The 21,714-nt window shown below is 60.2% G+C and carries 31 protein-coding genes; 29 read left to right on the forward strand and 2 right to left on the reverse strand.

The window, feature by feature from the left end:
• Positions 1 to 5: 5 nt before the first annotated feature.
• The 26 genes from rpsC to RC54_RS00795 all read left to right on the forward strand — a co-directional run bounded on the left by rpsC (position 6) and on the right by RC54_RS00795 (position 15,668).
• A complete protein-coding gene (gene rpsC, locus RC54_RS00670; RefSeq protein ID WP_058893869.1) occupies positions 6 to 824 on the forward strand; it encodes a 30S ribosomal protein S3 in 819 nt (272 codons plus the stop codon).
• A 2-nt stretch (positions 825 to 826) separates the two neighbouring features.
• A complete protein-coding gene (gene rplP / locus RC54_RS00675; protein ID WP_008334136.1) occupies positions 827 to 1,246 on the forward strand; it encodes a 50S ribosomal protein L16 in 420 nt (139 codons plus the stop codon).
• Between the two features lie 13 nt (positions 1,247 to 1,259).
• Complete coding sequence (gene rpmC, locus RC54_RS00680; RefSeq protein ID WP_006464926.1) at positions 1,260 to 1,454, forward strand: 50S ribosomal protein L29; 195 nt, start codon at positions 1,260 to 1,262, stop codon at positions 1,452 to 1,454.
• Positions 1,451 to 1,723: a 30S ribosomal protein S17 gene (gene rpsQ / locus RC54_RS00685; protein ID WP_006464925.1), complete on the forward strand. Its 273-nt coding sequence runs from the start codon at positions 1,451 to 1,453 to the stop codon at positions 1,721 to 1,723. Before rpmC ends, rpsQ begins: the two co-directional genes overlap by 4 nt.
• A gap of 196 nt (positions 1,724 to 1,919) precedes the next feature.
• Positions 1,920 to 2,288 (forward strand): 50S ribosomal protein L14, encoded by a 369-nt coding sequence (gene rplN, locus RC54_RS00690; RefSeq protein WP_006464924.1) that lies wholly within the window; start codon positions 1,920 to 1,922, stop codon positions 2,286 to 2,288.
• A 9-nt stretch (positions 2,289 to 2,297) separates the two neighbouring features.
• Entirely contained in the window at positions 2,298 to 2,612 is a 315-nt protein-coding gene (gene rplX / locus RC54_RS00695; protein ID WP_061790646.1) for a 50S ribosomal protein L24, read from the forward strand.
• A 5-nt stretch (positions 2,613 to 2,617) separates the two neighbouring features.
• A complete protein-coding gene (rplE, locus tag RC54_RS00700) occupies positions 2,618 to 3,157 on the forward strand; it encodes a 50S ribosomal protein L5 (RefSeq protein WP_006464922.1) in 540 nt (179 codons plus the stop codon).
• A gap of 7 nt (positions 3,158 to 3,164) precedes the next feature.
• The gene (gene rpsN / locus RC54_RS00705; protein WP_006464921.1) at positions 3,165 to 3,470 is read left to right on the forward strand and encodes a 30S ribosomal protein S14; all 306 of its coding nucleotides are present in this window, start codon (positions 3,165 to 3,167) and stop codon (positions 3,468 to 3,470) included.
• A 14-nt stretch (positions 3,471 to 3,484) separates the two neighbouring features.
• The gene (rpsH, locus tag RC54_RS00710; RefSeq protein ID WP_006464920.1) at positions 3,485 to 3,880 is read left to right on the forward strand and encodes a 30S ribosomal protein S8; all 396 of its coding nucleotides are present in this window, start codon (positions 3,485 to 3,487) and stop codon (positions 3,878 to 3,880) included.
• A gap of 10 nt (positions 3,881 to 3,890) precedes the next feature.
• The gene (gene rplF / locus RC54_RS00715) at positions 3,891 to 4,424 is read left to right on the forward strand and encodes a 50S ribosomal protein L6 (RefSeq protein ID WP_008334141.1); all 534 of its coding nucleotides are present in this window, start codon (positions 3,891 to 3,893) and stop codon (positions 4,422 to 4,424) included.
• Positions 4,425 to 4,436: 12 nt separating this feature from the next.
• The gene (gene rplR / locus RC54_RS00720; protein WP_008334143.1) at positions 4,437 to 4,799 is read left to right on the forward strand and encodes a 50S ribosomal protein L18; all 363 of its coding nucleotides are present in this window, start codon (positions 4,437 to 4,439) and stop codon (positions 4,797 to 4,799) included.
• Positions 4,800 to 4,811: 12 nt separating this feature from the next.
• Positions 4,812 to 5,330 (forward strand): 30S ribosomal protein S5, encoded by a 519-nt coding sequence (gene rpsE / locus RC54_RS00725; protein WP_006464917.1) that lies wholly within the window; start codon positions 4,812 to 4,814, stop codon positions 5,328 to 5,330.
• Positions 5,331 to 5,340: 10 nt separating this feature from the next.
• Positions 5,341 to 5,520, forward strand: a complete 180-nt coding sequence (gene rpmD, locus RC54_RS00730; protein ID WP_006464916.1) for a 50S ribosomal protein L30 — start codon at positions 5,341 to 5,343, stop codon at positions 5,518 to 5,520.
• Positions 5,521 to 5,546: 26 nt separating this feature from the next.
• Positions 5,547 to 5,981, forward strand: a complete 435-nt coding sequence (rplO, locus tag RC54_RS00735) for a 50S ribosomal protein L15 (RefSeq protein WP_006464915.1) — start codon at positions 5,547 to 5,549, stop codon at positions 5,979 to 5,981.
• A 19-nt stretch (positions 5,982 to 6,000) separates the two neighbouring features.
• Positions 6,001 to 7,332: a preprotein translocase subunit SecY gene (gene secY / locus RC54_RS00740; RefSeq protein WP_017453026.1), complete on the forward strand. Its 1,332-nt coding sequence runs from the start codon at positions 6,001 to 6,003 to the stop codon at positions 7,330 to 7,332.
• A 33-nt stretch (positions 7,333 to 7,365) separates the two neighbouring features.
• On the forward strand, positions 7,366 to 7,584 hold the full coding sequence (gene infA, locus RC54_RS00745) for a translation initiation factor IF-1 (RefSeq protein WP_005663428.1): 219 nt from the start codon (positions 7,366 to 7,368) through the stop codon (positions 7,582 to 7,584).
• Between the two features lie 30 nt (positions 7,585 to 7,614).
• Complete coding sequence (rpmJ, locus tag RC54_RS00750; protein WP_006464913.1) at positions 7,615 to 7,728, forward strand: 50S ribosomal protein L36; 114 nt, start codon at positions 7,615 to 7,617, stop codon at positions 7,726 to 7,728.
• 28 nt (positions 7,729 to 7,756) lie between these two features.
• Positions 7,757 to 8,122, forward strand: a complete 366-nt coding sequence (rpsM, locus tag RC54_RS00755) for a 30S ribosomal protein S13 (RefSeq protein ID WP_006464912.1) — start codon at positions 7,757 to 7,759, stop codon at positions 8,120 to 8,122.
• Positions 8,123 to 8,164: 42 nt separating this feature from the next.
• Positions 8,165 to 8,569 (forward strand): 30S ribosomal protein S11, encoded by a 405-nt coding sequence (rpsK, locus tag RC54_RS00760; protein ID WP_006464911.1) that lies wholly within the window; start codon positions 8,165 to 8,167, stop codon positions 8,567 to 8,569.
• Positions 8,570 to 8,741: 172 nt separating this feature from the next.
• Positions 8,742 to 9,365, forward strand: coding sequence for a 30S ribosomal protein S4 (gene rpsD / locus RC54_RS00765; protein ID WP_017453027.1), 624 nt, complete (start codon positions 8,742 to 8,744; stop codon positions 9,363 to 9,365).
• A gap of 106 nt (positions 9,366 to 9,471) precedes the next feature.
• Positions 9,472 to 10,449, forward strand: a complete 978-nt coding sequence (locus tag RC54_RS00770) for a DNA-directed RNA polymerase subunit alpha (RefSeq protein ID WP_006464909.1) — start codon at positions 9,472 to 9,474, stop codon at positions 10,447 to 10,449.
• Positions 10,450 to 10,637: 188 nt separating this feature from the next.
• Positions 10,638 to 11,033, forward strand: coding sequence for a 50S ribosomal protein L17 (gene rplQ, locus RC54_RS00775; protein WP_008334167.1), 396 nt, complete (start codon positions 10,638 to 10,640; stop codon positions 11,031 to 11,033).
• Positions 11,034 to 11,184: 151 nt separating this feature from the next.
• On the forward strand, positions 11,185 to 11,532 hold the full coding sequence (cutA, locus tag RC54_RS00780) for a divalent-cation tolerance protein CutA (protein WP_058893871.1): 348 nt from the start codon (positions 11,185 to 11,187) through the stop codon (positions 11,530 to 11,532).
• 29 nt (positions 11,533 to 11,561) lie between these two features.
• Positions 11,562 to 13,352, forward strand: coding sequence for a protein-disulfide reductase DsbD (gene dsbD, locus RC54_RS00785; protein ID WP_061790647.1), 1,791 nt, complete (start codon positions 11,562 to 11,564; stop codon positions 13,350 to 13,352).
• 111 nt (positions 13,353 to 13,463) lie between these two features.
• The gene (locus tag RC54_RS00790; RefSeq protein ID WP_044528189.1) at positions 13,464 to 14,102 is read left to right on the forward strand and encodes a peroxiredoxin; all 639 of its coding nucleotides are present in this window, start codon (positions 13,464 to 13,466) and stop codon (positions 14,100 to 14,102) included.
• Positions 14,103 to 14,201: 99 nt separating this feature from the next.
• A complete protein-coding gene (locus RC54_RS00795) occupies positions 14,202 to 15,668 on the forward strand; it encodes an IS1182 family transposase (protein ID WP_058896034.1) in 1,467 nt (488 codons plus the stop codon).
• 80 nt (positions 15,669 to 15,748) lie between these two features.
• On the opposite strand, the gene RC54_RS00800 is transcribed toward RC54_RS00795, so the two are convergent.
• Positions 15,749 to 16,693 (reverse strand): LysR family transcriptional regulator, encoded by a 945-nt coding sequence (locus RC54_RS00800; protein ID WP_044528188.1) that lies wholly within the window; start codon positions 16,691 to 16,693, stop codon positions 15,749 to 15,751.
• A 201-nt stretch (positions 16,694 to 16,894) separates the two neighbouring features.
• On the opposite strand from RC54_RS00800, the gene RC54_RS00805 reads away from it, so the two are divergent.
• The 3 genes from RC54_RS00805 to RC54_RS00815 all read left to right on the forward strand — a co-directional run bounded on the left by RC54_RS00805 (position 16,895) and on the right by RC54_RS00815 (position 21,096).
• Positions 16,895 to 18,034 carry an iron-containing alcohol dehydrogenase gene (locus RC54_RS00805; protein ID WP_058893873.1) on the forward strand — a complete coding sequence of 380 codons (1,140 nt, stop codon included), beginning with the start codon at positions 16,895 to 16,897 and terminating at the stop codon, positions 18,032 to 18,034.
• 143 nt (positions 18,035 to 18,177) lie between these two features.
• A complete protein-coding gene (locus tag RC54_RS00810; RefSeq protein WP_058893874.1) occupies positions 18,178 to 19,767 on the forward strand; it encodes an aldehyde dehydrogenase (NADP(+)) in 1,590 nt (529 codons plus the stop codon).
• Positions 19,768 to 19,884: 117 nt separating this feature from the next.
• Positions 19,885 to 21,096 (forward strand): ABC transporter substrate-binding protein, encoded by a 1,212-nt coding sequence (locus RC54_RS00815; RefSeq protein WP_058893875.1) that lies wholly within the window; start codon positions 19,885 to 19,887, stop codon positions 21,094 to 21,096.
• Positions 21,097 to 21,240: 144 nt separating this feature from the next.
• Here RC54_RS00815 and RC54_RS00820 read toward each other — a convergent pair whose 3' ends face one another.
• A complete protein-coding gene (locus tag RC54_RS00820; RefSeq protein WP_061790560.1) occupies positions 21,241 to 21,702 on the reverse strand; it encodes a carboxymuconolactone decarboxylase family protein in 462 nt (153 codons plus the stop codon).
• Positions 21,703 to 21,714 lie beyond the last annotated feature (12 nt).

Genomic DNA, 21,714 nt, shown 5'->3' on the forward strand with positions numbered 1-21,714 from the left:
TCACGATGGGACAGAAGATTCATCCAACCGGTTTCCGTCTGGCGGTTACGCGTAACTGGGGCTCGCGTTGGTATGCAGGCAACAACAACTTTGCCGACATGCTCAACGAGGACCTGAAGGTCCGTGCTTACCTGAAGAAGAAGCTGAAGAACGCTTCGGTTGGCCGCGTGGTCATCGAGCGTCCGGCCAAGAACGCCCGCATCACCATTTACAGCTCCCGTCCGGGCGTTGTGATCGGCAAGAAGGGCGAAGACATCGAAGTGCTGAAGACCGCACTGGCCAAGCTCATGGGCGTGCCCGTGCACGTCAACATCGAAGAAATCCGCAAGCCGGAAGCCGATGCTCAGCTGATCGCTGACTCGATCTGCCAGCAGCTGGAAAAGCGCATCATGTTCCGTCGCGCCATGAAGCGTGCGATGCAGAACGCCATGCGTCTGGGCGCCCAAGGCATCAAGATCATGTCCTCGGGTCGTCTGAACGGCATCGAAATCGCACGTACCGAATGGTACCGCGAAGGCCGTGTGCCTCTGCACACCCTGCGCGCCGATATCGACTATGGCTTCGGCGAAGCTGAAACCACCTACGGCATCATCGGTGTGAAGGTGTGGGTCTACAAGGGCGATCGCCTGGCAAACGGCGAAGCGCCGGTGCTGGTCGGCGAACCGGAAGACGACAAGAAGCGTCGTGGCCCCCGTCGTGACGACGGCAAGCCGGGTGCACGTCCCCGCTCCAAGACTGGCGCTCCTGGCGCTGGTGCAAAGCGTGGCGGTGGTCGTCCTCAAGCTGCCGATGCCGGTGTGTCGGCTGAGAAAGCAGGAGAATAATCATGCTGCAACCAGCACGTAGAAAATATCGTAAAGAACAAAAAGGTCGTAACACCGGCATTTCGCACACCCGCGGAACCGCCGTCTCGTTCGGCGATTTTGGTCTGAAGGCAACCGGCCGCGGCCGTATCACTGCCCGTCAGATCGAAGCTGCTCGTCGTGCGATGACCCGTCACATCAAGCGCGGTGGTCGTATCTGGATCCGCGTCTTCCCGGACAAGCCAATTTCCCAGAAGCCCGCAGAAGTGCGTATGGGTAACGGTAAGGGTAATCCGGAGTACTACGTGGCTGAAATCCAGCCGGGTAAGGTACTGTACGAGATGGACGGTGTGGACGAAGCCCTGGCGCGCGAGGCGTTCCGTTTGGCTGCTGCCAAATTGCCGCTGTCGACGACTTTCGTTGTTCGCCAAGTCGGTCAATAATTAGGAGCGGAACATGAAAGCATCTGAACTCCGCGGTAAGGACAAGGCAGGACTGGAAAAGGAACTGGGCGAGCTGTTGAAGGCTCAGTTCAGCCTGCGCATGCAAATTGCGACCCAGCAACTGAACAATACCGCACAGCTGAAGAAGGTACGTCGCGACATCGCACGTGTGAAAACTGTGATCAACTCGAAGGATGGCCAACAATGAACGATCAAGTGAAACAAGCGCTCAAGCGCACGCTGATTGGCAAAGTTGTGTCGGACAAGATGGATAAGACCGTCACTGTCGAAATCGAGCGTCAAATGAAGCACCCGCTGTACGGCAAGATCATCAAGCGCACCAAGAAGTACCACGCGCATGATGAACAAAACTCGGCGAAGGCCGGCGATGTGGTGGAAATCACCGAAAGTCGTCCGATCTCCAAGACGAAGTCGTGGACTGTGACCCGTGTGGTACAGGAAGCACAAATCGTCTAAGTAGTAAATGTAGTACTTGCGTGCTCGATATTATGCTGCCATAATATCGAGCTCTTTCTTTGCAAAACAAAGTTTGCAGAGAAAGGCTCAAGAGTAGCTCTATTCGTCCCCTAACTAGCGAGTTCGCTTGCTAACAGGACCAAGACTGACCGCCAGCGCATCCTGCGAAGCGGATTAAGTTGGGAAAGAAAATATCATGATTCAAACTGAAAGCCGGCTCGAAGTGGCCGACAACACTGGTGCGCGCGAAGTTCTGTGCATCAAGGTCTTGGGTGGTTCCAAGCGCCGCTATGCGGGCATTGGCGATGTGATCAAGGTTACTGTCAAGAGCGCAGCACCGCGTGGTCGCGTCAAGAAGGGTGAAATTTATAACGCTGTCGTCGTTCGTACCGCCAAGGGCGTGCGTCGTCAGGATGGTTCGCTGGTCAAGTTCGATGGTAATGCTGCCGTCCTGCTGAACGCCAAGCTGGAGCCCATCGGCACCCGTATCTTTGGGCCGGTGACTCGTGAGCTGCGTACAGAGCGCTTCATGAAGATCGTCTCCCTGGCGCCTGAAGTTCTGTAAGGAGTGGTCATGGCAAAGATTCGTAAAAACGATGAAGTCATCGTGTTGACCGGCAAAGACAAGGGCAAGCGCGGTGTCGTGACTGCTCGCGTCGGGACCGATTATGTCGTCGTGGAAGGCGTGAATGTCGCAAAGAAGGCGACCCGTCCGAACCCGATGACGGGTGCAACTGGCGGCATCGTCGATAAGCTGATGCCAATTCATATGTCGAACGTCGCGTTATTCAACGCTGCGACCGGCAAGGCAGATCGTGTGGCTTACAAGGAAGTGGACGGCAAGAAGGTCCGCGCTTACAAGTCCAACGGCGAAGTCGTTAAGGTTTAAACATCATGGCACGTCTTCAACAGTTTTATAAAGATAAGGTCGTCGCCGATTTGACCACGAAGTATTCGTACAAGTCGGTGATGGAAGTTCCGCGCATCCTGAAGATCACCCTGAACATGGGTCTGTCCGAAGCAGTTGCGGACAAGAAGATCATTGAGCACGCCGTTGGCGATCTGACCAAGATCGCTGGCCAGAAGCCGGTGGTGACCAAGGCTCGCAAGGCTATCGCAGGTTTCAAGATCCGCGAAGGCTACCCGATCGGTTGCATGGTGACCCTGCGTGGCGCCCGCATGTACGAATTCCTGGATCGTCTGATCACCGTGGCCCTGCCGCGCGTGCGTGACTTCCGTGGCGTGTCCGGTCGTGCGTTCGATGGTCGTGGTAACTACAACATCGGTGTGAAAGAGCAGATCATCTTCCCCGAAATTGAGTACGACAAGATCGATGCACTGCGTGGCATGAACATCAGCATCACCACGACTGCAAAGACCGACGACGAAGCGAAGGCGCTTCTCGCCGCATTTAAATTCCCGTTCAGAAACTGAGGATGCCATGGCAAAACTGGCACTGATTAACCGTGAACAGAAGCGCGCAGAAATGGTGAAGAAGTATGCTGCCAAGCGCGCCGAGTTGAAGGCTATTATCGACGACCAATCCAAGTCGGATGAAGAGCGTTACGAAGCCCGCCTGAAGCTGCAGGCCCTGCCGCGTAACTCCGCTCCGACCCGCCAGCGCAACCGTTGCGCGCTGACTGGCCGTCCCCGTGGTACTTTCCGCAAGTTCGGATTGGGCCGTATCAAGGTCCGTGAAATCGCCATGCGCGGCGAAATCCCGGGTTTGACCAAAGCTAGCTGGTAATAGGAGAAGAAGCAATGAGTATGAGCGATCCTATCGCCGATATGCTGACCCGTATCCGCAATGCGCAAGGCGTGAACAAGACTACCGTCGTCATGCCGTCTTCCAAAGTGAAGGTCGCCATTGCCAACGTCCTCAAGGACGAGGGTTATATCGAAGATTTCGCCGTGGTTGCCGCTGATGGCAAGGCTGAATTGAAAATCGGTTTGAAGTATTACGCTGGCCGTCCGGTCATCGAGCGCCTGGAGCGCGTGTCCCGTCCGGGTCTGCGCATCTACAAGGGCAAGGACGATATCCCCAACGTCATGAACGGCCTGGGTGTGGCAATCGTGTCCACCCCGCGCGGCGTGATGACTGATCGCAAAGCACGCGCAACCGGTGTCGGTGGCGAAGTGATTTGCTACGTGGCCTAAGGAGTGCAAGATGTCTCGTGTAGGTAAAATGCCTGTTGCACTGCCGAATGGCGCGGAAGCGACCATCACTGCAGAGCAAATCACCGTCAAGGGCCCGCTGGGCTCCTTGACCCAACCGCTGACCAAGAAGGTCAAGGTGGTCAACAACAATGGCTCGCTGAGCTTCGAAGTGGCTGATGATAGCCGCGAAGCCAACGCGATGTCGGGCACCTTGCGTGCTCTGGTCAACAACATGGTCAACGGCGTCACCAAGGGCTTCGAAAAGAAGCTCAACCTGGTCGGCGTGGGTTTCCGTGCTCAAGCACAAGGCGACAAGCTGAACCTGTCGCTGGGCTTCTCGCACCCCATCGTTCACCAGATGCCTGCCGGCATCAAGGTTGAGACCCCGACCCAGACCGAAATCCTGATCAAGGGTATCGATCGCCAGGTGGTTGGCCAGGTCGCCGCTGAAATTCGCGCGTACCGCGAACCCGAACCCTATAAGGGCAAGGGTGTGCGCTACGCTGACGAAGTGGTGACGCTCAAAGAAACCAAGAAGAAGTAATAGGGGTTGACGATGGACAAGAAACAATCTCGCCTGCGCCGTGCGACTCAGACTCGCGCCAAGATCGCAGAACTGAAGGTGAATCGTCTGGCTGTGCACCGTACCAACACGCACATCTACGCCAGCGTCATCGGCCCCGACGCCAACGTGCTGGCTTCCGCTTCCACCCTGGAAGCAGAAGTCCGCGCCCAGCTGGCAGGTCAGACTGGCAAGGGCGGCAATGCTGCCGCTGCTGCCCTGATCGGCAAGCGCGTGGCGGAGAAGGCTCTGAAGGCCGGTGTGACTGAAGTCGCATTCGACCGCTCCGGTTTCCGTTATCACGGTCGCGTCAAGGCGCTGGCTGAGGCTGCGCGTGAAGCCGGCCTGAAGTTCTAAGGATTATCGATCATGGCAAAAATGCAATCGAAAACGCAAAGCGACAAGCCTGATGACGGCATGCGCGAAAAAATGATCGCGGTCAACCGCGTCACCAAGGTGGTGAAGGGCGGCCGCATCATGGGTTTCGCAGCGCTGGCAGTGGTCGGTGACGGCGATGGCCGTATCGGCATGGGCAAGGGCAAGTCCAAGGAAGTGCCCGTGGCCGTGCAGAAGGCGATGGAAGAAGCCCGTCGCAAGCTGATCAAGGTGACCCTGAAGAACGGTACCGTGCAACACACCGTCATCGGCAAGCACGGCGCCTCCTCGGTGATGATCTCGCCGGCCAAGGACGGTACTGGCGTCATCGCCGGTGGTCCGATGCGCGCGATCTTCGAGGTGATGGGCGTGACCAACGTGGTGGCCAAGTCGACTGGTTCGACCAACCCCTACAACATGGTCCGTGCCACCCTGGACGGTCTGTCGAAGATGAACACTCCGGCTGAAATTGCTGCCAAGCGCGGCAAGTCGGTCGAAGAAATCCTGGGCTAAGGTGATCGAGATGGCTAACACAATCAAAGTCAAGCTGGTCAAGGGTCTGATCGGTACTCGTCAGGACCACCGCGCTACCGTGCGCGGTCTGGGTCTGCGTCGCGTCAACTCGGTGTCCGAACTGGAAGACACCCCGTCGGTGCGCGGCATGATCAACAAAGTGTCCTATCTTGTGAAAGTTGTGTCGTAAGCCACGGCTTGCGAACGGAGCGAATCATGCAATTAAACACTATCCAACCCGCAGAAGGCGCAAAGCACGCTAAGCGTCGCGTCGGTCGTGGTATCGGTTCTGGCCTGGGCAAGACGGCCGGCCGTGGCCACAAGGGTCAGAAGTCGCGTTCGGGCGGTTTCCACAAGGTCGGCTTCGAAGGCGGCCAGATGCCCCTGCAACGTCGTCTGCCCAAGCGCGGTTTCAAGTCGCTGGCAACGCCCTACAAGGCTGAAGTGCGCCTGTCCGACCTGGAAAAGCTGCCCGTCGCCGAGATCGACGTGCTGGCACTCAAGCAAGCCGGCCTCGTGTCGGAACTGGCTCGTGTCGTGCGTATCATCAAGGCTGGCGAACTGACCAAGAAGGTAACCGTCAAGGGTCTGATCGCAACTGCTGGTGCCAAGGCCGCTATCGAAGCTGCCGGTGGTTCCATCGCTGAGTGATCCGGTCCCGGAGCATTAATTGGCAACTACTCCTCAATTAGCAAAAGGCGCCGCAAAAGGATTCCCCTGGGGTCGTTTGTGGTTCCTGCTGGGGGCGTTGATCGTTTATCGCATCGGTGCACATATCCCGGTTCCGGGTATTGATCCGACGCAGTTGGCGCAGCTGTTCAAGCAGAATCAGGGTGGCATTCTGGGCATGTTCAACATGTTCTCTGGTGGTGCCCTGTCGCGCTTTACGATCTTCGCACTGGGGATCATGCCGTATATCTCGGCATCGATCATCATGCAGCTGCTGTCGGTGGTTTCGCCGCAGCTGGAAGCGTTGAAGAAAGAGGGTGAAGCCGGTCGTCGCAAGATCACCCAGTACACCCGCTACGGCACTCTGGTGCTGGCGACCTTCCAGGCGCTGGGCATTGCAGTGGCGCTGGAATCGCAAGCCGGGTTGGTGCTGGATCCGGGTCTGGCCTTCCGCCTGACCACGGTGGTGACCTTGATCACCGGTACGATGTTCCTGATGTGGCTGGGTGAACAGATCACTGAACGTGGTCTGGGCAATGGCATCTCGATCATCATCTTCGCTGGTATTGCGGCAGGTCTGCCGAATGCTCTGGGTGGCTTGTTCGAGCTGGTCCGTACCGGTTCGATGAACGCTCTGTCGGCAATCCTGATCTGTGCGATCGTGGGTCTGGTGACGTTCCTGGTGGTGTTCATCGAACGTGGCCAGCGCAAGATCCTGGTGAACTATGCGAAGCGTCAGGTCGGCAACAAGATCTACGGTGGTCAAAGCAGCCACCTGCCGCTGAAGCTGAACATGGCTGGCGTGATCCCGCCGATCTTTGCATCGTCGATCATTCTGTTCCCTGCCACGATCACCAGCTGGTTTACATCGGGTGATACGTCCAATCCCTTCATTCGTTTCCTGAAGGATCTGGCGGCATCGATGGCACCAGGCGAACCGATCCATGCCTTGCTGTATGCGGTAGCTATCGTCTTCTTCTGCTTCTTCTACACCGCACTGGTGTTCAATAGCAAGGAAACGGCAGACAACCTGAAGAAGAGTGGTGCATTTGTTCCGGGTATCCGTCCGGGTGACCAGACCGCGCGTTATATCGACAAGATCCTGATGCGCCTGACCCTGGCCGGCGCCGTGTACATCACCTTGGTGTGCCTGCTGCCAGAGTTCCTGATCGCACGCTGGAAGGTGCCGTTCTACTTCGGTGGCACATCGCTGCTGATCATTGTGGTCGTGACGATGGATTTCATGGCCCAAGTGCAGAACTATGTGATGTCGCAGCAGTATGAATCGTTGCTCCGCAAAGCTAATTTCAAGGGTGGCATGACACCGCGATAAGCGGGCTCATGCTCCAGAGGAAGAAGACACGGAATGGCAAAAGACGACGTTATTCAGATGCAGGGCGAGATTCTTGAAAATCTCCCCAACGCGACATTCAGGGTTAAGTTGGAAAACGGTCACGTTGTACTCGGCCATATTTCCGGCAAGATGCGCATGAATTACATCCGCATCCTGCCTGGCGATAAGGTAACGGTGGAACTGACGCCTTACGATTTGAGCCGGGCACGTATCGTGTTCCGAACCAAGTAACAGTGAAACATTGAAAGAAAGAGGGCCACAATGAAAGTGCTCGCATCAGTCAAGCGGATCTGCCGCAACTGCAAAATCATCAAGCGCAATGGCGTCGTTCGTGTGATCTGCACCGAACCCCGTCATAAGCAGCGCCAGGGTTAACTTAACGTTATTGATCGAGGAATAACGAATGGCACGTATTGCAGGGGTTAACATCCCCAACCATCAGCACACCGTGATCGGCCTGACCGCCATCTACGGTATTGGCCGTCCCCGCGCACAAGACATCTGCGCTGCTACCGGCGTTCCGACCAACAAGAAGGTCAAGGACCTGGACGATAACGAGCTGGAAAAGCTGCGTGACGAAATCGCCAAGTTCGTCGTGGAAGGCGATCTGCGCCGTGAGTTGTCCATGAACATCAAGCGTTTGATGGACTTGGGTTGCTACCGCGGTCTGCGTCACCGTCGTGGTCTGCCGGTCCGTGGTCAACGCACTCGCACCAACGCCCGTACTCGCAAGGGTCCGCGCAAGGCCGCTCAATCGCTGAAGAAATAATCCCGGCAGGCGCAAGCACTGGTCGGATTCAAGGAAGAAATTATGGCAAAGTCCCCCAACAACGCAGCAGCATCGCGTGTTCGTAAGAAAGTCAAGAAGAACGTCGCTGAAGGCATCGCGCACGTTCACGCTTCGTTCAACAACACCATCATCACGATCACCGACCGTCAGGGCAACGCTCTGTCGTGGGCAACTTCGGGTGGTGCTGGCTTCAAGGGTTCGCGCAAGTCGACTCCGTTCGCAGCCCAGGTCGCCGCTGAAAGCGCCGGCAAGGTTGCCATCGAATGCGGCATCAAGAACCTGGAAGTGCGTATCAAGGGCCCCGGCCCGGGCCGTGAATCCGCAGTGCGCGCTCTGAACAACCTGGGCATCAAGATCACCCAGATCCAGGACGTGACCCCGGTCCCGCACAACGGCTGCCGTCCGCCGAAGCGCCGTCGCATCTAAGTTGTAGTAAGTTGTAGTATAATCTTGCGCTTTCGCCTGTTCGTCAGGCAAAAGCGCAGGCAAATCACCCGCCAATCACCTTGGCGGGTTTTGTTCTTAAGACCACTGTCTGGCTGTATACAGGTCAGACTAGCGTCCGGCAACATGGGACGTCATTGATAAAGGAAATACCGTGGCACGTTATATCGGACCGAAAGCAAAACTCTCCCGCCGCGAAGGCACCGACCTGTTCTTGAAGAGCGCACGCCGCTCGCTGGACTCCAAGTGCAAGCTGGATTCCAAGCCGGGTCAGCACGGCCGCACCTCGGGCGCCCGCACCTCCGACTACGGCAACCAGCTGCGCGAAAAGCAGAAGGTCAAGCGTATGTACGGCGTCCTCGAGCGCCAGTTCCGCCGCTACTTCGCTGAAGCCGACCGCCGCAAGGGCAACACCGGCGAAACCCTGCTCAAGCTGCTGGAATCGCGTCTGGACAACGTCGTCTACCGCATGGGCTTCGGCTCGACCCGCGCTGAAGCGCGTCAGCTGGTGTCCCACAAGGCCCTGACCGTGAACGGTCAAGTCGTCAACATCGCTTCCTACTCGGTCAAGGCTGGTGACGTGGTTGCCGTCCGCGAAAAGGCCAAGAAGCAAGTGCGTATCGCCGAAGCCCTGTCGCTGGCCGAATCGAACGGTTTCCCGCAGTGGGTTTCCGTGGATTCGAAGAAGCTGGAAGGCACCTTCAAGTCCGCTCCGGACCGTAGCGAAATCGCTGCCGACGTCAACGAATCGCTGATCGTCGAACTGTACTCGCGTTAATTCGTCGTACTGCTGTACCCCTGTGCCCACCTCATGGTGGGCATTTTTCCGAACTGCCATCAGCCTTATCGGTGTAACGAGCCGAGGGTATTGAAAAGGACAATTCATGCAAAACAGTTTGTTGAAGCCCCGCATCATCGAAGTGGAAACCCTGGCCCCCGGTCACGCAAAGGTCGTGATGGAGCCGTTCGAGCGTGGTTACGGTCACACCCTGGGCAACGCGCTGCGTCGCGTGCTGCTGTCGACCATGAGCGGTTACGCTCCCACCGAAGTGACCATCGCTGGTGTGGTGCACGAATACTCGTCCCTGGACGGCGTGCAGGAAGACGTCGTCGACATCCTGCTGAACCTGAAGGGCGTGGTCTTCAAGCTGCACAACCGTGACGAAGTCACCCTGACCCTGAAGAAGGAAGGCGAAGGCGCCGTCCTGGCTTCCGATATCGATCTGCCGCACGACGTCGAACTGATCAACCCGGATCACGTCATCGCCAACCTGACCGGTGGCGGCAAGCTGGACATGCAGATCAAGGTCGAAAAGGGCCGTGGCTACGTGCCGGGTAACGTGCGTCGCCTGTCCGAAGACACCAACAAGACCATCGGTCGCATCATTCTGGATGCCTCGTTCTCGCCGGTGCGTCGCGTGTCCTACGCCGTCGAATCCGCGCGTGTGGAACAGCGTACCGACCTGGACAAGCTGGTCATGAACATCGAGACCAACGGCGTCATCACCCCGGAAGAAGCGATCCGCCAGTCGGCTCGCGTGCTGGTTGATCAACTCAACGTGTTCGCTGCCCTGGAAGGCACCGAAGCGACGGCAGAAGCACCGTCGCGCGCACCGCAGGTCGATCCTATCCTGCTGCGTCCGGTGGACGACCTGGAACTGACTGTCCGTTCGGCAAACTGCCTGAAGGCCGAGAACATCTACTACATCGGCGACCTGATCCAGCGCAGCGAAAACGAACTGCTGAAGACCCCGAACCTGGGTCGCAAGTCGTTGAACGAAATCAAGGAAGTCCTGGCTTCGCGTGGCCTGACCCTGGGCATGAAGCTGGAAAACTGGCCGCCGGCCGGTCTGGAAAAGTAATTCATGTCGCCTGGCGGGCGTCGATGAAAGTCCCCGCCCCCAGGCTGACACGAAGCAGTACCTGAAGTTATCGTCATACCCGTAGTAAAAAACTCTTATCCGTCATTTACCGGTCCGCGGTCCGGACAGCAACGCTGGCCTGCCGATAGAAGAACTGGATCAAAACTGTAACCTGAAAGGAAATTACCATGCGTCACCGTCACGGTCTCCGCAAACTGAATCGTACTTCGTCCCACCGTCTGGCCATGCTGCGCAACATGACTGTCTCGCTGCTGCGTCATGAAGCCATCAAGACCACCCTGCCGAAGGCCAAGGAACTGCGCCGCGTCGTCGAGCCGATCCTGACCCTGGGCAAGACCGACACCCTGGCCAACAAGCGTCTGGCCTTCAACCGCCTGCGTGACCGCGAAATCGTCGGCAAGCTGTTCTCCGAACTGGGCCCGCGCTACGCTGCCCGTAACGGCGGCTACCTGCGCATCCTGAAGATGGGCTTCCGTCAAGGCGACAACGCACCGATGGCCTTCGTCGAGCTGGTCGATCGTCCGGAAGTCACCGACGCCGCTGACGCGCCGACCGCTGAATAATTCACCGGACGCTGCATCATCGACAAAAAAGCCAGGCTCTGCCTGGCTTTTTTGTTTGGCGCGCCGGTATTTTCTTTCATCCGGCTGATTGGCACCGTCACGCCTGGCCTCTGGATGTGGTTGAATACGGCTTCTGCAAGGAGACCTATCCATGTCCGCTTCCCTGTTGAATCAGCCGCTGCTGGTGCTGGCCAATGTGCCCGACCAGGCAGTGGCCGAACGCATTGCCGATGCCCTGGTGGAGCAAGGCCTGGCGGCCTGCGTCAATATCCTGGCGCCGGCCAGGTCGGTCTATCGCTGGCAGGGCAAGGTCCAGCGCGATACCGAGCTCCCCTTGCTGATCAAGACGACCCAGGCGCGCTATCAGGAACTGGAGCAGGCGATTGTCCAACTCCATCCCTATGACGTGCCGGAAATCATTGCGCTGCCCATCACGGCAGGGTTGCCCGCTTATCTGGCGTGGATGCAAGATGAGACCGCCCGGCCCCTGCGGGTGTAAGCACAGCCCCCTTAGAACGAGGACTACCGTTGAACCGCATCAACCGGCGCGAGCGCCTGACAAGATTTCCCCTGCTGATCGTGCTGGCGCTCCTGGTGCTGCTCGGCCTGCTGGTGGCCAAGGCCGCCCAGGCCGCAGACGATTACCTGCCGCCCGAACAAGCCTTCCAGCTCAGCGGCCGCATGGTCGATGCCCAGACCCTGGAGCTGAGCTATCGCATCGCCGATGGATACTACATGTACCGGGATCGTTTTCACTTCAGCGCCGAAGGGGCCACGCTGGGGCAACCCCAGTTTCCGGCGGGTAAACGCAAGTATGACGAAAACTTCCAGAAGGAAGTCGAAACCTATCATCAGTCGGTCACCGTGCGTGTTCCTGTCAGCGGGGAAGTGAAGGATTTCGTCGTTTTGGCGGTGTCGCAAGGCTGCGCCGACAAGGGATTGTGTTATCCACCGATGACCTTGAAGCTGTCCATGTCGGCCCAGGCCATCGGCCAGAGTGTGAGCCCGGTCGGTACGGGTGCTGAAACGGCCGCCTCAGGCGGCAGTGATGTTGACCGCATCACCGCCGTGCTCAAGGCGGGCAAGCTGTGGCCTATCCTCACGCTGTTCTTCTTGTTGGGCATCGGCCTGTCCTTCACACCCTGCGTGCTGCCGATGTTGCCTATCCTGTCTTCCATCATCGTTGGCCAGCAGCCGGCGAAGGGAGGCGGACGTGGCCGTAGCTTCCTGCTCTCGCTCGATTATTCACTCGGCATGATCCTGATCTACACCGCGCTGGGCGTCGTGGCCGGAATGCTCGGCGAGGGCTTGTCGGCCTATCTGCAGAATCCCTGGGTGCTGGCTGCGTTTGCCCTGTTGATGGCCGGGCTGGCCTTGTCGATGTTCGATCTCTACACCCTGCAAGTGCCCGCCTCATTGCAATCCAGGTTATCCACCGCCTCCGGCGGCGGCAGCGGCAAGTGGTTGGGGGTATTCGTGATGGGCGCGATCTCGGCCCTCATCGTCGGCCCCTGCGTGGCCGCCCCGCTGGCCGGCGCCTTGCTCTACATCAGTCAAACCGGCGATGTGTTGCTGGGCGGCAGCGCCCTATTTGCCATGGCGGCCGGCATGAGCGTGCCGCTGCTGCTGATCGGCGCTTCCGCCGGCGCGCTACTGCCGCGCGCCGGGGCCTGGATGGATGCGGTCAAGCGCTTCTTTGGCGTGTTGATGCTGGGTACTGCGCTGTGGATGGTCGCGCCGGTCATCCCCGCCTGGTTGCAGGTCGCCGGCTGGGCGGTACTGGGCATCGGCTATGGCGCCTTCCTGCTATGGACGCGCCCGGCCGGATGGATGTCGCGGGCGCTCGGACTGGCGGTGGTCACGCTGGGCTTGCTGCAGTTGGTCAGTGTCGCCACGGGCGGACGCGATCCGCTGGCACCGCTGTCGCATCTGCGCGGGCAGGCGGTCGCGACGGGGGCTACCGACTTCGTGCGCATCCGCTCCAGCGCCGAGCTGGATGCCGCGCTACAGCAGAATGCTGCCGGTGAGCGCCGCCCGGTCATGCTGGATTTCTATGCTGACTGGTGCGTGTCCTGCAAGGAAATGGAACGCTTCACCTTCACGGACCCGCGCGTGAAGGAACGTTTCGGCCAGATGCTGCTGCTGCAGATCGACGTGACCGCCAACAATGCTGACGACCGCGCCATGTTGAAGCGCTTCAAGCTCTTTGGTCCGCCCGGCATCATGTTCTTCGATGGCGACGGCCGGGAACTGACGTCGCGCCGCGTGATCGGTTACCAGGATGCCGACAGATTCATTTCTACGCTGCAAAATCTGTAGTTCCACATTGCATCGCGTTATTTGAAAACCACTTTATAGTCGTTGGCCTGAGGCTGGCCTCGCGTTATAGTCAGCCTTCCCGTTTTCACTCTGTCCACCAAGGAGACCACCATGACGTTGCGCCTGGGCGATACCGCACCGGATTTCGAGCAAGAATCCTCGATCGGCAAGATCAAATTCCACGACTGGGCGGGCGACTCCTGGGTCGTACTGTTCTCGCACCCGGCCGACTTCACGCCGGTCTGCACCACCGAGCTGGGCCTGACTGCCAAGCTCAAGCCCGAATTCGACAAGCGCAACGTCAAGGCCATCGCGCTGTCGGTGGATGGCGCCGAGGCCCACAACCAGTGGATCAAGGACATCGAGGAAACCCAGCAGACCGTGGTCGGCTTCCCCATCGTGGCCGACGTCGACAAGAAGGTCGCGGGCCTGTACGACATGATCCACCCCAACCAATCCGAAACGGCGACCGTGCGTTCGCTCTTCGTGATTGACCCGAAGAAGAAGGTGCGCCTCATCATCACCTACCCGATGAGCACCGGCCGCAACTTCGACGAAGTGCTGCGCGTCATCGATGCCCTGCAACTGACCGACGGCTACACCGTGGCCACCCCGGGCAACTGGAAGGATGGCGACGACGTCATCATCCCGCTGACGGTCAAGGATGAGGAAGTCATCAAGCAGAAGTATCCGAAGGGCTACAAGGCACCACGCCCCTACCTGCGCATCACGCCGCAGCCGAACAAGTAATCGTTGCGTCGGAATCGATCAGAAAGCGCTCCTGCGGGAGCGCTTTCAGATTGATGACAAAGCCTTGGCGAGAGCCAAGGCTTTGTTGTTTAATCGGTCATGCTCAAAAAACCGACAGCCGCCCAGCACGAGTTAGAGATGGTGACCATCGAGATGCTCGTGCCCAAGGACCACCTGCTGCGCAAGATCGACGCGGCGGTGGATTTCGAGTTCATCCGAGAGAAGGTGGCGCATCTGTATTGCGCCGACAATGGCCGCCCGGCACTGGACCCGGTGGTACTCTTCAAGCTCTTGTTCATCGGTTACCTCTTCGGTATCCGCAGCGAGCGCCAGCTCATCCGCGAGGTCCAGGTCAATGTGGCCTATCGCTGGTTTGCCGGATTCCGTTTGACCGACAAGGTACCGGACTCCTCCACCTTCTCCCAGAACCGGCGCCGCCGCTTCATTGATACCACCGTCTATCAAGAGATCTTCGACGAGATCGTGCGCCAGGCCATTGGACGCGGCATGGTCGATGGCCGTGTGCTCTACAGCGACAGCACCCACCTCAAGGCCAACGCCAACAAGAACAAGTTCGACTACGTTCAAGTTACCCAGACCCCCTCGGCCTATCTGGCCGAATTGGATGCCGCTGTGGATATCGACCGTGCCGAGCATGGCAAGAAACCGCTCAAGCGTGACGACGATGATGAGCCGCCCACCAAAGAGATCAAGGTCAGTCGCACCGATCCCGAGAGTGGCTACATGGTGCGCGACGACAAGCCCAAGGGCTTCTTCTACCTGGATCACCGCACCGTCGATGCCAAGCATTCCATCATTACCGATACCCATGTCACGCCCGCCTCAGTCCATGACAGTCAGCCTTATCTGGCGCGCCTGGATCGTCAGCGCCAGACGTTCGGATTTGATGTACAGGCCGTTGGCCTGGATGCGGGCTACTTCACACCGGCCGTCTGCCAGGGACTGGAGAATCGCGAGATCAGCGGCGTGATGGGCTACCGCACACCCAACCACAAGCCGGGGACATTCTTTAAACGGGCGTATGAGTACGATGCCTACCGTGACGAATACATCTGCCCGCAGGGTCAACCCTTGCGCTACAGCACGACCAATCGACTGGGGTATCGGGAATACAAATCCAACCCTGAGCAATGCCGAGGCTGCAAGGTACGCGAGCAATGCACCAATAGCGCCAATGCGGTCAAGGTGGTGACGCGCCATGTGTGGGAGCGTTCCAAGGAGAAGGTGGATGATCGGCGTCGTACCGAATGGGGCAAGCGCATCTATGCCCGACGCAAGGAAACGGTAGAACGCAGCTTCGCCGACGCCAAGCAATTGCACGGACATCGTTATGCCCGTATGCGGGGATTGCGCAAGGTCGCCGAGCAGTGCTTGTTGGCGGCGGCGGCCCAGAACATGAAGAAGATTGCCCTGTTGGTGGCGCGCTTGCGCGCGCTTTTACACGGCTTGAGCGCCTCTGCCAGCGTACAAAAGTGGCTACAGCGAAAAATGAGCGCCTTGCTTGGCTTCTGCGCCATCGACCATCTGCAAATTACCTGCGCCTGAAAAACAAAACCCCGTGTTCGAAAACACGGGGTTCGTCATCAACCTGAAAGCGCTCCTGCGGGAGCGCTTTTTGTTTGCCTTCAGACTTCTGGTGCCACCGTCCGTGCAAAACCGTCCAGGAACAGCCGCGCCACCGGCGAGAGCAAGGTCCCGCGCCGCGTCACCAGTTGGTAGGGCTCGCTGCGCGTATGCAACTTCAGCGGCAGGATGCGCGTCATGCCAAAGCGCGTGCAGAACTGCGCCACGTCCACCGACAGCAGCGCCACGAAGTGCGGATTCTTCTGCAGCAGCGACAAGGTAGTGAAGGCCGAAGTGGTTTCCATCAGGTGCAGCGGGAAGCGCAGGTCGGCATCGTGGAATTCGCGCTCCAGCGTCAGCCGCATGGGCATGTTGGCCGAGTAGACCACCCAGCGCGAATCGGCCAGGTCCGCCAGTTGCAGGCTGGGCGCTGCTGCCAGCGGATGCTGCACGCTGGCCACCACGGCCAGCTCTTCCTCGTGGATGTTGAAGGCGTCATACAGGTCCGGGCGCTGGCTGATGCTGGTGCGGCAGATCGCCAGGTCCAGCCGGCCTTGGTCCAGCAGGCGCAGCAGCCGCGCACTGGTGTCCTCGACGATTTCCACCGACAGCGTCGGATGCGCCTCCAGCAATTGCGTAAGCGCATCGGTCAGCAGCGGCACCGCGCCCATGATGGTGCCCACCGCCAGTCGGCCTCCGTGGCCTTGCATGATGGATAACATTTCTTCACGCAGGTGCGTCAGGTCGGTCTGGATCAGCCGCGCATAGCGGATCACGCAATGGCCCAGCTCGGTGGCTTCCAGGCCACGATTGGTGCGGGTGAACAATTGTGCGCCCAGGGTGCTTTCGATTTCCTGCAGAGCCTTGCTGGCGCCGGGCTGGGTCAGCGCCACCTGCTCGGCGGCCTTGAGCAGCGAGCCGTGGTCGGCCAGGGCGATCAGCAGGCGCAGTTGGCGCAGGTGCAGGCGGGAAGTGATGGAGGCCAGCGAGGGTAGGGTGGTGTGCATGGGGTATCCTTGGAAGCGGGCTCCAGTATGAGCCCTGGTTATACCCATATCAACAGCTCTCATTAGCCAAGGGCCGTGCGATGGCTTAGAGTCTGGCTTTCCAAAGCCGGGCCCGAGAGGGAAGAGCTGCTCCTGGCAGGTTGCCGACCCAGCCCGCAGACAGCGGACCCGGTGGCGACATCTATAAATCAAGGCTATGTAATGGCACTTATCAACTACATCACCCAGGTCCAGTTCGACTACGGCGCGTTGGCGCTGCTGCAGCAGGAATGTGACCGCCTGGGCATCAAGAAGCCGCTGCTGGTGACCGACCCGGGCATCCGCAATGCCGGCCTGCTGGACAAGGTCCTGGGCCAGTTGAAGGATGGTGCCGGTGCCGTGGTCTATGACCAGACCCCGCCCAATCCCAACGAAGGCGCGGTTCGCACTGCTGTGGCGCTGTTCCGTGAGCATGGCTGCGATGGCATCGTGGCCGTCGGCGGTGGTTCCTCCATCGATCTGGCCAAGGGTGTGGCCGTCTGCGGCACCCACGAAGGCCCGCTGAAGTCCTTTGCGCTCATCGAAGGTGGCCTGGCCAACATCACGGCCAAGACCGCCCCGGTGATCGCCATCCCGACCACCGCCGGTACCGGCAGCGAAGTCGGCCGTGGTGCCATCCTGATCCTCGACGATGGCCGCAAGGTCGGCATCATCTCGCCGTACCTGGTGCCCAGGCTGGCCATCTGCGACCCCGAACTGACCCTGGGCCTGCCGCCGCTGATGACGGCCGCCACCGGCATGGATGCCATCGCGCACTGCCTGGAAACCTTCATGGCGCCAGCCTTCAACCCGCCGGCCGATGGCATCGCACTGGATGGCCTGTGGCGTGCCTGGGCACACATCGAGCGCGCCACCCGCGAGCCCGGCGACCGCGAAGCACGGCTCAACATGATGAGCGCCTCCATGCAGGGCGCCATGGCCTTCCAGAAGGGACTCGGTTGCGTGCACAGCCTGTCGCATTCGCTGGGCGGCATCAATCCCAGGCTGCACCATGGCACCCTCAATGCGATCTTCCTGCCGGCCATCATCGCCTTCAACGAAAGCGCGCCGAGTATGGTCAAGGACAACAAGATGGCGCGCATGGCCCACGCCATGGGTCTGTCCAGCGGCGCCGAGATCGGCCCGGCGATTCGTGAGATGAGCCGTCGCCTGGGCTTGCCCGCCGGCCTGCGCGAACTGGGCGTGAGCGAATCCCTGTTCCCGCAGATCATCAAGGGTGCCCTGGCCGACCACAGCCACAAGACCAATCCGCGCGAGGCCTCGCAACAGGATTACCTGCAGATGCTGCAGCAATCCATGTGATGGCCGACAATGAGCAGCGCGGGACAGCGGCCAAGGCCAGCCTGTTCCGCAGTTCCCCCTCAGCTGTGCCCGCCCCGTGCGGGTGCAGCTTTCATGCCTGACCCGAACTCGGGCGGTATCAACGAAACCAGCAGGAGCACAACGTGAGCGACAAGATTCTTGGACACAACTACATCGGCGGCCAGCGCAGCGGCAAGGGCGACATCGCCCTGCACAGCGTGGACGCGACCACCGGTGCCCTCTTCGAAACCCCCTTCCTGACTGCCACCGAGCACGAAGTGGCCGCCGCCGTGGATGCGGCCGAGAAGGCCTATCCGCTGTACCGCGCCATTGCCGCCGAACAGCGCGCCCTGTTCCTGGAAGCCATCGCCGATGAAATCGACGCCTTGGGCGACGACTTCCTGGCCGCCGTCTCGCGCGAAACCGCCCTGCCGGCGACCCCGCGCCTGGCCGGCGAACGTGCCCGCACCAGCGGCCAGATGCGCCTGTTTGCCAAGGTCGTGCGTCGCGGCGACTTCTATGGCGCCCGCATCGATACCGCCCTGCCGCAACGCCAGCCGCTGCCGCGCCCGGACATCCGCCAGTACAAGATCGGCGTGGGCCCGGTGGCCGTGTTCGGTGCCAGCAATTTCCCGCTGGCCTTCTCGGTGGCCGGTGGTGATACCGCTGCTGCGCTGGCGGCCGGTTGCCCGGTGGTGTTCAAGGCCCACAGCGGCCACCTGGTCACTTCCGAACTGGTGGCCAATGCCATCGAGCGCGCCGTCAAGAAGACCGGGATGCCCGCCGGTACCTTCAACATGATCTATGGCGACCGCGTGGGCGCCCAGTTGGTCAAGAGCGCCGGCATCCAGGCAGTCGGCTTCACCGGTTCGCTGCGTGGCGGTCGTGCCCTGTGCGACATGGCCGCGGCCCGTCCGCAGCCGATCCCGGTGTTTGCTGAGATGTCCAGCATCAACCCCATCATCCTGATGTCCGAAGCGCTCAAGGTACGCGGTGACGCCATCGCAAAGGACCTGGCCGGTTCGGTTACGGTCGGCGTGGGCCAGTTGTGTACCAGCCCCGGTCTGCTGCTGGGCGTGCGTTCGCCGGAACTGACTGCCTTCATCGAGAAGCTGTCGGCGGCTTTTGGCGGCAGCAACCCGGCCACCATGCTCAACAGCGGCGGCCTGACCCACTACAACGGCGGCGTGGCGCGCCTGACCCAGTTGCCGGGCGTGAAGGTGATCGCCACCGGCGGCACCAGCTATACCCAGGCCGTGCCGCACCTGTTCAAGGCCGATGCCGCGCTGCTGTTCTCCAAGGAAGCGCCGCTGGAAGAAGAAGTGTTCGGCCCCTCCACCGTCATCGTCGAGCTGGAAAGCCGTGAACAATTGCTGGACTTCGCCGCCAAGATGAATGGTCAACTGACCGCCACCCTGCAAGCCGAGATCGGCGACCTGCAAGGCAACCAGGACCTGATCGCGATCCTGGAGCAGAAGGCCGGCCGCCTGCTGTTGAACGGCTTCCCCACCGGTGTCGAGGTGTGCGATGCGATGGTCCACGGTGGCCCGTATCCGGCCACGTCCGACGCGCGTGGCACCTCGGTCGGTACGCTGGCCATCGAGCGCTTCCTGCGCCCGGTGTGCTACCAGAACTACCCGGATGCGATGCTGCCGGCTCCGCTGCAGAACGCCAACCCGCTGGGCCTGATGCGCCTGGTCGATGGCGAACAGACGCGCGCCACCGTCGGCTGATCGTCCCCACGCAAGACCGGACCGGCAAAGCACTGCCGGTCCCGCAAGACCTTCCCCGCACTCGATTGCGGGGTCGTAACAAGAACCCCATCCGCAGACCCCAAGAGGAGGAGACCCATGACCGCTTTCATCCGGCGCGCCGCGCTGTCGGCCGCCTGTGCCCTGCTGGGCGCAGCCACCCTGCCATCCGCCCAGGCGGCGGGCGATACCATCAAGATCGGCTTCATCACCGACATGTCCGGTACCTATGCCGACTTCGACGGCCAGGGCGGCGTCGAGGCCATCCGCATGGCCATTGCCGATGCCGGTGGCACCATCAACGGCAAGAAGGTGGAACTGGTCTTTGCCGACCACCAGAACAAGGCCGATATTGCCGCCAACAAGGCCCGTGAATGGTTTGACCGTGATGGCGTGGACATGCTGGTCGGCGGCGTGAACTCGGCCGCCAGTCTGGCCATGGGCAAGGTGGCGGGCGAGAAGAAGAAGGTCTTCATCTCGGTGGGCGCCGGCACCACCCGCCAGACCAACGAGGAATGCAATGCCTACACCATTCAGTACGCCTATGACACCACGGCGCTGGCGCGCGGCACGGGGGCTGCCATCACTCGGCAGGGGGGCAAGTCGTGGTATTTCCTGACGGCCGACTATGCCTTCGGCACCTCGCTGGAGAAGGACACCAGCGAGGTTGTCAAGAGCAATGGCGGCAACGTCGTGGGGGCCACGCGGGTACCGTTGGCGACTTCGGATTTTTCTTCCTTCCTGCTGCAGGCGCAGTCCTCCAAGGCACAGATCCTGGGCCTGGCCGTGGCCGGGGGCGACGTCATCAATGCCATCAAGGCCGCCAATGAATTCGGCGTGAACAAGACCATGAAGCTGGCCGGCCTGCTGATCTTCATCAACGATACCCATTCGCTGGGTCTGCAGATGACGCAAGGGATGTACCTCACCGATGGCTGGTACTGGGATCTCAACGACCAGAGCCGGGCCTGGGCCAATCGCTACTTCCTGAAGATGAAGAAGATGCCTTCCATGTTCCAGGCCGGCGACGCCTCGGCCGTGGGCCAGTACCTCAAGGCCGTCAAGGCGGTCGGCAGTACCGATGCCGACCAGGTCATGGATTACCTGCGCAAGCACCGCATCGAAGATTTCTTCACCAGCAATGGCGTGGTGCGCCCGGACGGCCGCATGGTGCATGACATGTACCTGATGGAAGTGAAGAAACCTTCAGAGTCCAAGCGACCCTGGGATTACTACAAGCTGGTCCAGACCATCCCCGGCGAGCAAGCCTATATGACCAAGGCAGAGTCCAAGTGTGCGCTGTGGAAGTGAGGGCAGGCTGAGATGACAAGCCCGGCGGCGCACTGCAGGCCGCCGCCGGCCAGGTTTTGAGCAAGCGGTCCGATGTGGATCGGACCATGTTCAACGCATCCCGGGTGACCGGGGTGCGTTTTTTTTCAGCGCTTCAGGCCGGGATCAGGCGCGGCGCGGCACCTGCGGACGCATTGCCACGCCCAGGCGGTTCCAGGCATTGATGATGGCGACCGCGAAGCTCAGGTTGGCGATCTCGGTATCGCTGAAGTGCCGCTGCAACAGGGCAAAGGCGGCATCTTCTTTCTCGCCATCCTGCTGGTGCAGGTGGGTGAAGCGCTCGGCCCAGTTCAGTGCGGCGCGTTCGGCGTCGGTGAAGAAGGGGATTTCGCGCCAGGTCGCCAGGGTGTTGAGGCGCTGTTGGTCTTCGCCCTTTTGCAGCAGGTCATGTGAATGCATGTCGGCGCAGAAGGCGCAGCCGTTCAGTTGCGATACGCGCAGGAAGACCAGTTCTACCAGCTTGGGATCGATGCCGCTCTGGTGTACCGCTTCGCTGGCCTTGATGAGGGCATTGAAGGCGGGGGCGGCCAGCTTGGCATGGGGCAGGCGTTGCTTGAAGTCGGACATGGGAATTCTCCA

This window comes from Herbaspirillum rubrisubalbicans (assembly GCF_003719195.1).
In the GTDB taxonomy this organism is placed as follows: domain Bacteria; phylum Pseudomonadota; class Gammaproteobacteria; order Burkholderiales; family Burkholderiaceae_D; genus Herbaspirillum; species Herbaspirillum rubrisubalbicans.

Coding starts and splice junctions, on each gene's coding strand:
- rplR (WP_008334143.1), top strand. CDS start 4,437: ATGGACAAGAAACAATCTCGCCTGCGCCGTGCGACTCAGACTCGCGCC.
- rplP (WP_008334136.1), top strand. CDS start 827: ATGCTGCAACCAGCACGTAGAAAATATCGTAAAGAACAAAAAGGTCGT.
- RC54_RS00800 (WP_044528188.1), bottom strand. CDS start 16,693: ATGCACACCACCCTACCCTCGCTGGCCTCCATCACTTCCCGCCTGCAC.
- rpsH (WP_006464920.1), top strand. CDS start 3,485: ATGAGTATGAGCGATCCTATCGCCGATATGCTGACCCGTATCCGCAAT.
- rpsK (WP_006464911.1), top strand. CDS start 8,165: ATGGCAAAGTCCCCCAACAACGCAGCAGCATCGCGTGTTCGTAAGAAA.
- rplQ (WP_008334167.1), top strand. CDS start 10,638: ATGCGTCACCGTCACGGTCTCCGCAAACTGAATCGTACTTCGTCCCAC.
- rpsQ (WP_006464925.1), top strand. CDS start 1,451: ATGAACGATCAAGTGAAACAAGCGCTCAAGCGCACGCTGATTGGCAAA.
- rplF (WP_008334141.1), top strand. CDS start 3,891: ATGTCTCGTGTAGGTAAAATGCCTGTTGCACTGCCGAATGGCGCGGAA.
- rpmJ (WP_006464913.1), top strand. CDS start 7,615: ATGAAAGTGCTCGCATCAGTCAAGCGGATCTGCCGCAACTGCAAAATC.
- rplN (WP_006464924.1), top strand. CDS start 1,920: ATGATTCAAACTGAAAGCCGGCTCGAAGTGGCCGACAACACTGGTGCG.
- rpsM (WP_006464912.1), top strand. CDS start 7,757: ATGGCACGTATTGCAGGGGTTAACATCCCCAACCATCAGCACACCGTG.
- RC54_RS00805 (WP_058893873.1), top strand. CDS start 16,895: ATGGCACTTATCAACTACATCACCCAGGTCCAGTTCGACTACGGCGCG.
- rpsC (WP_058893869.1), top strand. CDS start 6: ATGGGACAGAAGATTCATCCAACCGGTTTCCGTCTGGCGGTTACGCGT.
- RC54_RS00820 (WP_061790560.1), bottom strand. CDS start 21,702: ATGTCCGACTTCAAGCAACGCCTGCCCCATGCCAAGCTGGCCGCCCCC.
- rpmD (WP_006464916.1), top strand. CDS start 5,341: ATGGCTAACACAATCAAAGTCAAGCTGGTCAAGGGTCTGATCGGTACT.
- rpsN (WP_006464921.1), top strand. CDS start 3,165: ATGGCAAAACTGGCACTGATTAACCGTGAACAGAAGCGCGCAGAAATG.
- rplE (WP_006464922.1), top strand. CDS start 2,618: ATGGCACGTCTTCAACAGTTTTATAAAGATAAGGTCGTCGCCGATTTG.
- rplO (WP_006464915.1), top strand. CDS start 5,547: ATGCAATTAAACACTATCCAACCCGCAGAAGGCGCAAAGCACGCTAAG.
- rpmC (WP_006464926.1), top strand. CDS start 1,260: ATGAAAGCATCTGAACTCCGCGGTAAGGACAAGGCAGGACTGGAAAAG.
- cutA (WP_058893871.1), top strand. CDS start 11,185: ATGTCCGCTTCCCTGTTGAATCAGCCGCTGCTGGTGCTGGCCAATGTG.
- RC54_RS00770 (WP_006464909.1), top strand. CDS start 9,472: ATGCAAAACAGTTTGTTGAAGCCCCGCATCATCGAAGTGGAAACCCTG.
- infA (WP_005663428.1), top strand. CDS start 7,366: ATGGCAAAAGACGACGTTATTCAGATGCAGGGCGAGATTCTTGAAAAT.
- RC54_RS00790 (WP_044528189.1), top strand. CDS start 13,464: ATGACGTTGCGCCTGGGCGATACCGCACCGGATTTCGAGCAAGAATCC.
- rpsE (WP_006464917.1), top strand. CDS start 4,812: ATGGCAAAAATGCAATCGAAAACGCAAAGCGACAAGCCTGATGACGGC.
- RC54_RS00795 (WP_058896034.1), top strand. CDS start 14,202: ATGCTCAAAAAACCGACAGCCGCCCAGCACGAGTTAGAGATGGTGACC.
- rplX (WP_061790646.1), top strand. CDS start 2,298: ATGGCAAAGATTCGTAAAAACGATGAAGTCATCGTGTTGACCGGCAAA.
- RC54_RS00815 (WP_058893875.1), top strand. CDS start 19,885: ATGACCGCTTTCATCCGGCGCGCCGCGCTGTCGGCCGCCTGTGCCCTG.